At 64.1% G+C, this 12,237-nt stretch carries 10 protein-coding genes and 1 tRNA gene; 7 read left to right on the plus strand and 4 right to left on the minus strand.

Translation table 11 applies throughout. From position 1 onward, the window contains the following. Window positions 1–125 precede the first annotated feature (125 nt). Window positions 126–608 (plus strand): glycoside hydrolase family 108 protein, encoded by a 483-nt coding sequence (locus tag HHL14_RS19310; RefSeq protein WP_169499230.1) that lies wholly within the window; start codon window positions 126–128, stop codon window positions 606–608. A 1-nt stretch (window position 609) separates the two neighbouring features. Then, on the plus strand, window positions 610–1,353 hold the full coding sequence (locus HHL14_RS19315; RefSeq protein WP_169499231.1) for a hypothetical protein: 744 nt from the start codon (window positions 610–612) through the stop codon (window positions 1,351–1,353). A gap of 187 nt (window positions 1,354–1,540) precedes the next feature. Here the strand turns inward: HHL14_RS19315 and HHL14_RS19320 are convergent, their stop codons facing one another. The 3 genes from HHL14_RS19320 to HHL14_RS19330 form a co-directional block, all read right to left on the minus strand. After that, complete coding sequence (locus HHL14_RS19320; protein ID WP_230413133.1) at window positions 1,541–1,786, minus strand: hypothetical protein; 246 nt, start codon at window positions 1,784–1,786, stop codon at window positions 1,541–1,543. Window positions 1,787–1,831: 45 nt separating this feature from the next. After that, window positions 1,832–1,906 (minus strand) — tRNA-Arg (locus tag HHL14_RS19325). A 255-nt stretch (window positions 1,907–2,161) separates the two neighbouring features. Then, a complete protein-coding gene (locus HHL14_RS19330; protein WP_169499232.1) occupies window positions 2,162–2,353 on the minus strand; it encodes a rubredoxin in 192 nt (63 codons plus the stop codon). A gap of 315 nt (window positions 2,354–2,668) precedes the next feature. Here HHL14_RS19330 and HHL14_RS19335 point away from each other — a divergent pair, with 315 nt between their 5' ends. From HHL14_RS19335 to HHL14_RS19355, 5 genes are all read left to right on the plus strand, one after another. Further along, window positions 2,669–3,070, plus strand: a complete 402-nt coding sequence (locus tag HHL14_RS19335) for a DUF4399 domain-containing protein (RefSeq protein WP_169499233.1) — start codon at window positions 2,669–2,671, stop codon at window positions 3,068–3,070. A 158-nt stretch (window positions 3,071–3,228) separates the two neighbouring features. Then, window positions 3,229–5,163: an ATP-binding cassette domain-containing protein gene (locus HHL14_RS19340; protein ID WP_169499234.1), complete on the plus strand. Its 1,935-nt coding sequence runs from the start codon at window positions 3,229–3,231 to the stop codon at window positions 5,161–5,163. Between the two features lie 646 nt (window positions 5,164–5,809). Next, on the plus strand, window positions 5,810–7,795 hold the full coding sequence (locus tag HHL14_RS19345; RefSeq protein WP_169499235.1) for a DNA topoisomerase IV subunit B: 1,986 nt from the start codon (window positions 5,810–5,812) through the stop codon (window positions 7,793–7,795). A gap of 64 nt (window positions 7,796–7,859) precedes the next feature. After that, window positions 7,860–10,181: a DNA topoisomerase IV subunit A gene (gene parC / locus HHL14_RS19350; protein WP_169499236.1), complete on the plus strand. Its 2,322-nt coding sequence runs from the start codon at window positions 7,860–7,862 to the stop codon at window positions 10,179–10,181. Window positions 10,182–10,486: 305 nt separating this feature from the next. Continuing rightward, window positions 10,487–10,945, plus strand: a complete 459-nt coding sequence (locus HHL14_RS19355) for a CopD family protein (RefSeq protein WP_169499387.1) — start codon at window positions 10,487–10,489, stop codon at window positions 10,943–10,945. An 83-nt stretch (window positions 10,946–11,028) separates the two neighbouring features. Here the strand turns inward: HHL14_RS19355 and HHL14_RS19360 are convergent, their stop codons facing one another. Then, complete coding sequence (locus HHL14_RS19360; protein WP_169499237.1) at window positions 11,029–12,237, minus strand: chromate transporter; 1,209 nt, start codon at window positions 12,235–12,237, stop codon at window positions 11,029–11,031.

The raw sequence follows: 12,237 nt of genomic DNA on the forward strand, positions 1-12,237 counted from the left end.
ATGTCTCTTCGGTTCTAGTCGGTTAGGACGAGTGCGCGGCGGTATCGATGAGATCGATGCCTGGGATTCCCAATCTGTTTCGCCCGTCGTTCGGAGCCGGCGACACGTGAAAGGGCGTTCGCGACATGAGCAGCTTCGACGATGCATTTACCGCGCTGATCGGCAATGAGGGCGGATATTCGAACAATCCGCGCGACCCTGGCGGCGAAACGATGTGGGGCATCACGGCGCGCGTCGCCCGCGCCAACGGCTATGCCGGCGCGATGAAGGCGTTGCCTCTGCAAACGGCCAAGGCCATCGCAAAACGCGAGTATTGGGACCCTCTTTGTCTCGACCAGTTCGATGCGCGGATCGCTTTCCAGATGTTCGATGCGAACTACAACGGCGGTCCGACCGTGCGTTGGGCGCAGCAGGCGAGCGGCGTGCCCGTCGACGGCAAAATCAGCCCGCGTACCATCGATGCAATCAGGGCAACCGATCCCGTCGAATTCTGTCTGCGTTTCCTCGCATACCGGCTGAAGTATCTGACCGGGCTCAGGGCGTGGCCGACTTTCGGTCGCGGCTGGTCCGGCCGTATCGCCTCGAACATGCTGAAGGGGGGAAGCTGACATGGATCAGAAGACACTCGGCGCGGAGCTGGCAAAGCTGGGGTTGCCGCTGCTCGGAGCAGCGTTGCCCGTGGCTGGCGGCATGGCTTTGGGCGCGGCGCTGGCGTCGACGATCGATGCGCCGTCGGCGCAGCCCGACGATATTCTCGCAACCCTGAACGGCAATGCGCAGGCATTGGCGCAGGCAAAGCAGTTCGAGCTCACGCATCAGCAGGCGATGCTCAAGCTCACGATGGATGCGCAGACGGCACTATTGCGGGCCGAGGCGAGCGACCAGCAGGATGCGCGGCAGAGGGCGGTGTCGCTCGACGCGCTGTGGTGGATCGCGGCGCTCGTGCTCATCACGTTCGCGGTGATCATGGCGGCGGTGCTGGTCGGATCGTGGCGGCTGCTGCAATGGGGAATTACGATCAAGGATGTGTCGGCGGTCGCGGCAATTTCGGGGCTGGTTGGGTCGATCGTCGGATATGTCGCGGCGAATGCGCATACGGTGATCAACTTTCTTTTCGGCGGATCGATGGGTAACGAAAAGAATTCGGCCGCGCTGGCGGAGAGCGTGCGAACGTCGACGCAGGCACTCGCGATGGGGAATGGCGCAAATTGGAGATTGGGTAGGGCGACGATGGCGGCGCGGCCGGCTGTGGTGGAGGATGCGGTTGGCGATGCCGATGTGGCGGCGACGGTGGTCGAGCAGGAGTATGGGCTGGCGCCGGGTGGGCAGGGGGAGGTTTATCGGGGGAGTTGAGGGAGAGGGGAATTTCGATTCTTATGTCGCCACGTGCGCGCCTAAATCTCCGGTGAACCTACGAATGCGATTCCCGTACGGCCGAACAGCGTCGGATTGTTCACGGCATGCAGCCACTGTGACGCGCTGAAAGAGATCGCTGCGCGTCTATCATCGCCTTCCGAAACAGGATGCAGCGATTATCCGATCACGCTGCCTTGGGATGCCTCTCATCTTTCGTATCTTGGAAGGCCAGCTTTTCGTCGACTTTCCGATCGAGGTTTGCCACGCGCTCGATCAATTCCTTGAGCCTTACATTACCGTCGACGGCTTCCAGATAAATGGCCCGAAACATCCTGTCTGCGGTCTTTGGAATCTTGCCCTTCTTTTCCCATAGGGCGACAGTTTGCTGCGACCGGACGCGGACAACAAAAAGCCCCGCAGCACAACGCACACGGGGCTTTTTCTGGGCAATCTTGAGAGTAGCCGGGAAGCTATCTGGTCCCCCTGACAGGAATCGAACCTGTATCTAGCGCTTAGGAGGCACTTGTTCTATCCATTGAACTACAGGGAGAGGACCGAACCGGACAAATCCGCGGGGGCCAGGATAAAAGCCCAGATTCACCAGCGAGCGCAGAGTATATCAAACCCGCTTGAGCAAAAGGAGGGCCAAGGAAGCTGGAGAACGGGCCTGCAAGCCCACGCCACCGATCACCCGCCCCACCCATCGAAACCCCACAAAAAACAAACGGCCCGACAGACATCGCCTGCCAGGCCGCGCAAATCAGACTACCCCACCGTCTAACGATCTAACGACGACAATCGCCGCTCAAAACTCCACCACCGCGAACTCCGCTTTACCCACGTCGCACAGCGGGCAGCGCCAGTCGTCCGGAATGGCCGCGAAGCGCGTGCCCGGCGCAATGCCTTCTTCGGGCAGGCCTTCTTCCTCGTTGTAGATCCAGCCGCAAATCAGGCAGACCCAGCTCTTGTATTCAGTCACTTCGATTACATCACTCACGACACACACTCTCTCTTCAATGCAATGGCCGGCTCGGTCTGCCCCTTTTTGGGGCAGTGCGGCGACCTGCAATATTACCGGAATTTGTCAAATGCACTTTGAATCGCCGAGGCGACGCCGTTCCAGCGCCCCGTCAGGCGCTCACGCCCAACGCAGTCCCGGACGAGGCTCGTCACACACAGCGTGTATGCTTTGATTCGCACCTCGTTTATTAGACAAGCCCGTCGCGCGCGTCGCAGGCTTTGCGACGATCGGTCTCAGCCGGGCGTGTTGGCGGGCTCGCTTAGCAAGCTTGTGTTCCCAAAGGAGAAAACGATGTTGAAAAACAAATGGTTGGCTGGCATCGCGGCGGCAGGTCTGATCGCCATGTCGGGCGCGGCGCAGGCCGCGAGCGTGTCTTTCGTGCAGCCGGCGGACGGTGCTACCGTCAGCAATCCGGTGCACGTCGTGTTCGGTCTCGACGGCATGAAGATCGCCCCGGCCGGCACGATGACCGAGGGCACCGGCCATCATCATCTGCTGATCGACGGCAAGCCGCTGCCGAAGGGCGAGGTCATCCCCGCGAACGACAAGTCGCTCCACTTCGGCAAAGGCCAGACCGAAACCGACCTGACGCTGCCGCCGGGCGACCACACGCTGACGCTGCAATTCGGCGACGGCGCGCATCGTTCGTATGGGCCGGAACTGAGCAAGACGATCACCGTGCACGTGAAGTGACGTAGCCACTGTTCGCACAAGCGGGGCGGGCGCAAGCGCGTCGCCGGCCCCACGAGCCCCGCCAGCAACACCCCCCTCATCCCGCCAAAGCACCGAGCCTCCCCCGCGCGCCCGGTACAATGGGCAGTTCCGACTCATCGCCGTCTTCTCCCATTCCCATGTCGCTTTACACCATTACCGGAGCGCAGCTGGCGTTCGGTCACGTCGCGTTGCTCGACCACGCGGATTTCTCGCTCGAAGCGGGCGAGCGCGTCGGCCTGATCGGGCGCAACGGCGCGGGCAAGTCGTCGCTGCTGAAAATCGTCGCCGATCTGGCCAGGCCGGACGACGGCCTCGTCACGCGTCAGCAGAGTCTGACCACGGTCTACGTGCCGCAGGAGCCCGAGTTCAATCCCGACGACACCGTGTTCGACGCGGTCGCCGCCGGTCTGACCCAGGCGCGCGCGCTGCTCGACGAATACGACGCGGTCGCGCATCAGCTCGCCGACACGCCCGAGGGCGCCGAGCACGACGCGCTGCTCGCGCGTATGAACACGCTGCAATCGTCGCTGGATGCGACGGATGCATGGAACTGGAGCACGCGCGTCGCGACCACGCTGCAGCAGATCGGCCTGAACGGCGAGGCGCGCGTCGGTTCGCTGTCGGGCGGGATGCAGAAGCGCGCCGCGCTCGCGCGCGCGCTCGTCGTGCAGCCGGACGTGCTGCTGCTCGACGAGCCGACCAACCACCTCGACTTCGACGGCATCCGCTGGCTCGAAGATCTGCTGGTGTCGCTGCGCGCGGGGCTGCTGTTCATCACGCACGATCGCGCGTTTCTCGACCGCGTCGCGACGCGCATCGTCGAACTCGATCGCGGGCGGCTGCTCTCGTATCCGGGCAATTTCTCCGCGTACCAGACGCGCAAGGCGCAGCAACTGGAAGTCGAGCGCATCGAGAACGAGAAGTTCGACAAACTGCTCGCGCAGGAAGAAGTGTGGATCCGCAAGGGCGTGGAGGCGCGCCGTACGCGCAGCGTCGGCCGGATCGCGCGGCTCGTCGAGATGCGTAACGAGCGCGCCGAGCGTCGCAACGTGCAGGGCAACGTGAAGCTCGACGTCGGCCAGGGCGAGAAGTCCGGCAAGATCGTCGCAGAACTGACCGACGTGACGAAGCGCTATGGCGAGCGCACGGTGGTCGACCGTTTCACCGCGACGGTGATGCGCGGCGACAAGATCGGCTTCATCGGGCCGAACGGCGCGGGCAAGACCACGCTGCTCAAACTGATTCTCGGCGAACTCGCGCCGGACGAAGGCAATGTGCGCGTCGGCACCAATCTGCAGGTCGCGTATTTCGACCAGATGCGCGCGGCGCTCGATCTGGAGAAGAGCCTCGCCGACACGATCAGCCCCGGCAGCGAATGGGTCGAAGTCAACGGCCAGAAGAAGCACGTGATGAGCTATCTCGGCGACTTCCTGTTCGCGCCGGAGCGCGCGCGTTCGCCGGTCAAGTCGCTATCGGGCGGCGAGCGCAACCGCCTGCTGCTCGCGCGTCTGTTCGCGCGGCCGGCCAACGTGCTGGTGCTCGACGAACCGACCAACGACCTCGACATCCCGACGCTCGAACTGCTCGAAGAGTTGCTGATCGAGTATGACGGCACGGTGCTGCTCGTCAGCCACGACCGCGCGTTTCTCGACAACGTGGCGACGTCGGTAATCGCGTCGGAGGGCGGCGGCAAGTGGCGCGAATACGTCGGCGGCTTCACGGACTGGCAGATTCAGCGCGATCGCTCGGAACAACTCGCGCTCGACGCGCAGAAGGACGCCGGCAAGGATGCGCCGAAAGAAGCCGCGCCGAAAGACAGCGCGACCGGCCGCAACGCGCAGCGCACGATCAAGCTGTCGTTCAAGGAGCAGCGCGAACTGGAGGCGCTGCCGAAGAAGATCGCCGACCTCGAAACCGAGCAGAAGTCGATCGGCGCGCTGCTCGAAGACGGCTCGGTGTTCGCGAAGGATGCCCGCGAGGGCGCGCGTCTGACCGAGCGCTATGCCGAGATCGACGAGGAGTTGATGCTCGCGCTGGAGCGGTGGGACGAGCTGGAAAATCGCGTCAAGTAATGGGCGTCGGGCATTGCGGCGCGGTTTGTCCATGCGTCGCAATGCATGCTTGCTCGGAGCAAGTTCGAGTCGAGCGGCTCAAGCGACTCAAGCGGGCAGTGATCTGAACGGCCTACGCAACCCAGTCAGTCCGGGCGGTTCAAGCGGCGTAGGCAGCCCAGACGGGCTACGCCGCCCAAACAGCCTGGGCGGCACAAAAAGAAACAGAAAACGCCGCCTTGCCTCAATTGTTTCCTGCGTCTATCAACGCGTGCCATGCCACGAACATCGCGCCTGCGCACGCTCGTGCGGTTTCGCCTACGCAGGCGATGCGACGGCGCATCGCGCGCGTAAGCCGGCCTCGCGCCGCGGTCTTCAAATGCCCGCCGCGCCTTGTCCAGACGGCCAATTCCCGCAGGGGTCAATTGCCGCCGTGATCGAAATCAGTACAATACCCCGCGAACAGGCTTCCCCAGCGGGCTCTGCGGCCGCGTCCCGCTCGCGAGTTCGCCGCCGGGAAGCCGTGCGACAAAACAGCTTGCCCGCACTGCGGGCATCTCACCTAACTCTGTTGTTTCGTTTCGCTTTTTTTGAAAACTCAACGCTTTGTCCACGGACCTGTCCACAGGACCTGTGGACAACGACGAACCGACGCACCGAGTCAATCATGTCTACGAAAAAGCCAAACGCCGCCTATAGCGAAGCGTCGATCAAGGTGTTGAAGGGTCTGGAGCCGGTCAAGCAACGGCCCGGCATGTACACCCGCACCGAAAATCCCCTGCACATCATCCAGGAAGTCATCGATAACGCGTCGGACGAAGCCCTTGGCGGCTACGGCCGGCAAATCACCGTCACGTTGCACGCGGACCATTCGGTCTCGGTCGAGGACGACGGTCGCGGCATTCCGTTCGGCCTGCATCCGGAAGAAGGCGTGCCGGTCGTCGAAATCGTTTTCACGCGCCTGCACGCGGGCGGCAAGTTCGATAAAGCCGCCGGCGGCGCCTACACGTTCTCGGGCGGTCTGCACGGTGTCGGCGTATCGGTCACCAACGCGCTGTCCACGCGCCTCGACGTCACCGTGTGGCGCGACGGCAAGATCGCCGAACTGAGTTTCGCGCACGGCGACGTCGCGAAACCGCTCGAAGTACGAGCGGCTGCGAAGGGCGACAAGAAATCCGGCACGCGCGTGACCGCGTGGGCCGATCCGAAATACTTCGACTCGCCAAACCTGCCGCTCGGCGAATTGCAGCGTCTGCTGCGCTCGAAGGCGGTGCTGCTGCCGGGCGTCGAAGTTACGCTCGTCAACGAGAAAACCGGCGAGCAGCAAAGCTGGAAATACGAAGACGGTCTGCGCGGCTATCTGCTCGAAGGCATGAACGGCAGCGATCTGCTGATCCCGCTGTTCGAGGGCGAGCGCTACGCGGAAAGCTCGCGCGCGAGCGAAGAGACCTTCGCCGAGGGCGAGGGCGCCGCATGGGTGGTCGCGTGGAGCGAGGAAGGGCCGCTCACACGCGAGTCGTACGTGAACCTGATTCCGACGCCCGCGGGCGGCACGCACGAGTCGGGTTTGCGCGACGGCCTGTTCCAGGCGGTCAAGAGCTTCGTCGAGTTGCACAATCTGCAGCCGAAGGGCGTGAAGCTGCTCGCCGAAGACGTGTTCGCGCGCGTGTCGTTCGTGCTGTCGGCGAAGGTGCTCGATCCGCAGTTTCAAGGGCAGATCAAGGAGCGTCTGAATAGCCGCGATGCGGTGAAGCTGGTGTCGTCGTTCGCGCGGCCGGCGCTCGAATTGTGGCTGAACCAGCACGTCGAGCACGGCAAGAAACTCGCGGACCTCGTGATCAAGCAGGCGCAGGCGCGTACGCGCGCGGGCCAGAAGGTCGAAAAGCGCAAGAGTTCGGGCGTGGCCGTGCTGCCGGGCAAGCTGACCGATTGCGAATCGACGGAAATCGCGCGCAATGAGCTCTTCCTCGTCGAGGGCGACTCGGCGGGCGGCTCCGCGAAGATGGGCCGCGACAAGGAGTACCAGGCAATCCTGCCGCTGCGCGGCAAGGTGTTGAATACGTGGGAAACCGAGCGCGATCGCCTGTTTGCCAACAACGAAGTGCACGACATCTCGGTGGCGATCGGCGTCGATCCGCATAGCCCGGACGACACCGTCGATCTGTCGAATCTGCGCTACGGCAAGATCTGCATTCTGTCGGACGCGGACGTCGACGGCTCGCACATCCAGGTGCTGCTGCTCACGCTGTTCTTCAAGCATTTCCCGCAGCTGATCGAGCGCGGTCATGTGTGCGTCGCGCGCCCGCCGCTGTTTCGCGTCGACGCGCCGGCGCGTGGCAAGAAGCCCGCGCAGAAGCTGTATGCGCTCGACGAGGGCGAACTCGAAGCGATTCTCGACAAGCTGCGCAAGGACGGTGTGCGCGACAGCCAGTGGTCGATCAGCCGCTTCAAGGGCCTCGGCGAAATGAGCGCGGAACAGCTGTGGGACACGACGATGAATCCCGACACGCGCCGTTTGCAACCGGTTGCACTCGGCGAGCTGGACTACGACGCCACCGTCGCGCGCATGACGATGCTGATGGGCAAGGGCGAAGCGGCGTCGCGCCGCAGCTGGCTCGAAGAAAAGGGCAACGAAGTGGAAGCGGATATCTGAGCGCGCAACACGCGCGCCATGCCCGCAGACGACACTTCAAGCCAAACACGGATACGGAATCTAGATGGACGACGATAACTCTCTCGACCTTTTCAACGAGCCGCCGCCGGACGGCGACGTGCTGACGCTCGGCAACTACGCGGAGCGCGCGTACCTCGAGTACGCGGTCAGCGTGGTCAAGGGCCGCGCGCTGCCGGACGTCTGCGACGGCCAGAAGCCGGTGCAGCGCCGCATCCTGTTCGCGATGAACGAGATGGGCCTCGGCGACAACGCGAAGCCGGTCAAGTCGGCGCGCGTGGTCGGCGACGTGCTCGGTAAGTACCACCCGCACGGCGACCAGTCCGCGTACGACGCACTCGTGCGTCTCGCGCAGGACTTTTCGATGCGCTATCCGCTGATCGACGGTCAGGGCAACTTCGGCTCGCGCGACGGCGACGGCGCGGCGGCGATGCGCTACACCGAAGCGCGTCTGACGCCGATCGCGAAGCTGCTGCTCGACGAGATCGATCAGGGCACCGTCGATTTCATGCCGAACTACGACGGCTCGTTCGAGGAGCCGAAGGTGCTGCCCGCGCGTCTGCCGTTCGTGCTGCTGAATGGCGCGTCGGGTATCGCGGTCGGTCTCGCGACGGAAATTCCGTCGCACAACCTGCGCGAAGTCGCGGGTGCGGCGGTCGCGCTGATCCGCAATCCGAAGCTCACGCACGCGGAATTGATGCAGCTGGTGCCGGGTCCGGATTTCCCGGGCGGCGGCCAGATCATTTCGAGCGAAGCGGAAATCGCCGCCGCGTACGAAACCGGCCGCGGCAGCCTGAAGGTGCGCGCGCGCTGGAAGATCGAGGAACTCGCGCGCGGCCAGTGGCAGCTCGTGATCACCGAACTGCCGCCAAACACGGCCGCGCAGAAGGTGCTCGAGGAAATCGAGGAACAGACCAATCCGAAGATCAAGCTCGGCAAGAAGGCGCTGACGCCCGAGCAGTTGCAGACCAAACAGACGCTGCTCGCGCTCGTCGACGCGGTGCGCGACGAATCGGGCAAGGACGCGCCGGTGCGTCTCGTGTTCGAGCCGAAGTCGAGCCGCATCGATCAGACCGAGTTCGTCAACACGCTGCTCGCGCATACGAGCCTCGAATCGAACGCGCCGCTGAACATGGTGATGGTCGGCGGCGACGGCCGGCCGCGTCAGAAGGGCCTCGGCGAAATCCTGCACGAGTGGATCGCGTTCCGCTTCACGACGGTCACGCGCCGCACGCGGCATCGTCTGTCGAAGGTCGACGACCGGATCCATATTCTCGAAGGCCGGATGATCGTCTTCCTGAATATCGACGAAGTCATCCGCATCATTCGCGAATCGGACGAGCCGAAGGTCGCGCTGATGGCCGCCTTCGGTCTGTCCGAGCGCCAGGCCGAAGATATTCTGGAAATCCGTCTGCGTCAGTTGGCGCGGCTCGAGAAGATCAAGATCGAGAAGGAGCTGGCCGAACTGCGCGACGAGAAGGCGAAGCTCGAAGAACTGCTCGGCAGCGAATCGGCGATGAAGCGCCTGCTGATCAAGGAAATCGATGCCGACGCGAAGCAGTACGGCGACGAGCGCCGCACGCTGATCCAGCAGGAAAAGCGCGCGACCTTCGAAGCGCGCGTGGTCGACGAACCGGTCACGGTGGTGGTGTCGCAGAAAGGCTGGGTGCGCGCGCTGAAGGGCCACGGGCTCGACGCGGCCGGCTTCACCTTCAAGGCCGGCGACGGCCTGTACGCGGCGTTCCAATGCCGCACGCCGGACACGCTGATCGCGTGGGGCAGCAATGGTCGCGTTTATTCGGTCTCAGTCGCGCAACTGCCGGGCGGGCGCGGCGACGGTGTGCCGGTCACGTCGCTGATCGAACTCGAATCGGGCAGCCATCTGATGCACTACTACGCGGCGTCGGCGGATCAGGCGCTGCTGCTCGCATCGAGCAACGGTTTCGGCTTTATCGCGAAGGTCGGCGACATGGTGAGCCGCGTGAAGGCCGGCAAGTCGTTCATGACGATCGACGCAGGCGCCGCGCCGCTCGCGCCGATGCCGATGTTGCCGGATGCGGCGCAGGTCGCGTGTCTGTCGTCGGGCGGGCGTCTGCTGGTGTTTGGCCTCGACGAGATGAAGACGCTGTCGGGCGGCGGGCGTGGCGTCACGCTGATGGCGCTCGACGACAAGGAGACGCTCGCGCAGGCGCTCGCGATCAGCAAGGCCGGCGTGATGCTGATCGGCACGCGCCGTGGCGGCCGCGTCGACGAAGAGAAGCTCGCCGGTGCCGATCTTGCTGCGCATGTCGGCAAGCGTGCCCGCAAGGGACGCGCGCCTGAGAGCAAGATGAAGCTCGACGGCATGCGTCCGATCCTGCCGGCCTGATTCGCGTCATTTTTGACAAAATTTGACGCTGTAAAACGGCGTGCGCCTGCTAGCATGCGGGGCGCTCGCCGGTTGTCGCAAAAAAGTCTGTCGCGAAGAAGGGGTAGGGCAACAAGAGGTAACAAGAGGCAACAGCGGGGAGCGACGGGCGTCGCGGCGAGGTAGTCGGGCCGCGATCAGAACGACAAAAATACGGCGCGATACCGCCGGATATCCGGAACTGCATGCACAGCGCATGGTCGAACGCGCTCAGTAGCCGCTGGCAAAGTGTGCTGAACGGTGCGGCGTCGGGAGAGGAAAACTATATGGGCAAGGCTATCGAGGTCGCGCTTTTTCTGCATCTGCTCGGGGTGGCGGTGTGGGTGGGCGGCATGGTGTTCGCGCATTTCTGTCTGCGCCCGGCGCTCGGCGATCTGTCGCCGCAGTTGCGCCTGCCGTTGTGGGAGTCGGTATTCGGCCGCTTCTTCAACTGGGTCGGCGTTTCGGTGCTGGTGATCCTGATTAGCGGCGGCTTTCTGCTGATGCAATTCGGCGGCGGTCACGCGAGCTGGCCGCTGCATGCGATGGCCGGCCTCGGCATCGTGATGATGCTGATCTTCGGGCATATCCGCTTCGCGGTCTTTCCGCGCATCCGTCGCGCGGTGCAGGCCCAGAAGTGGCCCGACGGCGCGCAGGCAGTTGGTACGGTGCGTCGCCTGGTGCTGATCAATCTGGTGCTTGGCGTCGTGACGATCGGCGTCGCGGTGCTGTCGCGCGGGTTCTGATTTTCGGCGTCATTCAGCGGGCGCGTTGCGGGTCTTACGAGGCTCGCAACTCAACTCAATACGTCACGCTTCGTCATGCCTGGTTATGCGCTCGCGCCATACGCGAGCCACAACCCGCACACCGCCGCTACCGTTCCATACACGACGTACACCGGCACCTTCAGCTTCGCGAAACATATCGCGGAAAATAGCGCGGTCAGCAGATAGACCGGCTGCCACGGCACATGCGCGGCAATGCGCAGCACGGCCACCGCGAGAAACGCGGTCGTGACCGCGCGCAGAATCCTCATCCCATGCTCGAAACGCGGGTTCGCTTTCAACTGGTGCAGATGCCGCTGCGCGAGCACCACCAGACAGCCCGACGGCACGAATAGCGCGAGCGTCGCAATCAACGCGCCCACCCAGCCATCGATCAGATAACCGAAGAACGGCACCACGTTCAGCAGCGGTCCGGGCGACAGCGGCGATAGCGAAAACGCGAGCGTAAAGTCGTTGTCCGACACGCCGACCGCGGGCGTGACGAACAGCGTCTTCAGTACCGGCAACGCCGAGAAGCCGCCGCCGAACAGCGTCATGCCCGCGCCGGCGAGGCGCGGCCACAGCAGCGCGAGTTCATAACGATGCGGCAACGGCAGCGCGAACAGCAGGAGCAGCACGCCGAGCGCGGCCAGCAGCCGATAGTCGCCGCGCGCGAGCGATACGTTGAGCCGCGTGTCGCGCGCCGGGCTCACGACCCAGCCGGCGCCGAACGCCGCGCCGAGCATCAGCACGTAGGCCGCCGCGCTGTGCGCGTAGAAGAGCGCAATGCAGCCGAGCACCGTCGCCGTCCATTCGAGCTTGCCGCGCACGAGCGCGCGCGTCTGCTTGTACCAGGTGACCGCGATCAGCGTCGCGAGCACGACGCTGAAGTGATGCAGCAGGGTTTGCGACGCGATCGCATGCACGAGCGGCGTGCGGTAGAAGATCGCGAACAGCGTCATCAGCATGAAGAAGGGCAGCACGCTCGCGATGCCCGCGATCCATGCGCCGGCGCGTCCGCGCAGCGCATGCCCGAGCTGTACGGCGACGTTGCAGCCCACCGGTCCTGGCACCATCCACGCCAACGCGATCAGATCCGAAAACGCGACGCGCGACAACCGTCCCTCGCGCTCGACGTAGTGATGCTCGAGTTGCGCCATCAGCGCGAGGCCGCCCCACGACAGCGCGGACAGGCCGAGCACCACCCGGAACAGCGTCCATAGCGGTTCCCGTTGCCCATGTCTGGCCGCCTCCTCACTCGTGATGGTCTGCAT

It is taken from the genome of Paraburkholderia antibiotica, from assembly GCF_012927125.1.
Classification (GTDB): Bacteria; Pseudomonadota; Gammaproteobacteria; order Burkholderiales; family Burkholderiaceae; genus Paraburkholderia; species Paraburkholderia antibiotica.

What these genes read in the sequence shown, in the direction of transcription:
- HHL14_RS19310 (WP_169499230.1), top strand. Translation starts at nt 126, where the DNA reads ATGAGCAGCTTCGACGATGCATTTACCGCGCTGATCGGCAATGAGGGC.
- HHL14_RS19315 (WP_169499231.1), top strand. Translation starts at nt 610, where the DNA reads ATGGATCAGAAGACACTCGGCGCGGAGCTGGCAAAGCTGGGGTTGCCG.
- HHL14_RS19335 (WP_169499233.1), top strand. Translation starts at nt 2,669, where the DNA reads ATGTTGAAAAACAAATGGTTGGCTGGCATCGCGGCGGCAGGTCTGATC.
- HHL14_RS19340 (WP_169499234.1), top strand. Translation starts at nt 3,229, where the DNA reads ATGTCGCTTTACACCATTACCGGAGCGCAGCTGGCGTTCGGTCACGTC.
- HHL14_RS19345 (WP_169499235.1), top strand. Translation starts at nt 5,810, where the DNA reads ATGTCTACGAAAAAGCCAAACGCCGCCTATAGCGAAGCGTCGATCAAG.
- parC (WP_169499236.1), top strand. Translation starts at nt 7,860, where the DNA reads ATGGACGACGATAACTCTCTCGACCTTTTCAACGAGCCGCCGCCGGAC.
- HHL14_RS19355 (WP_169499387.1), top strand. Translation starts at nt 10,487, where the DNA reads ATGGGCAAGGCTATCGAGGTCGCGCTTTTTCTGCATCTGCTCGGGGTG.
- HHL14_RS19360 (WP_169499237.1), bottom strand. Translation starts at nt 12,237, where the DNA reads ATGCAGACCATCACGAGTGAGGAGGCGGCCAGACATGGGCAACGGGAA.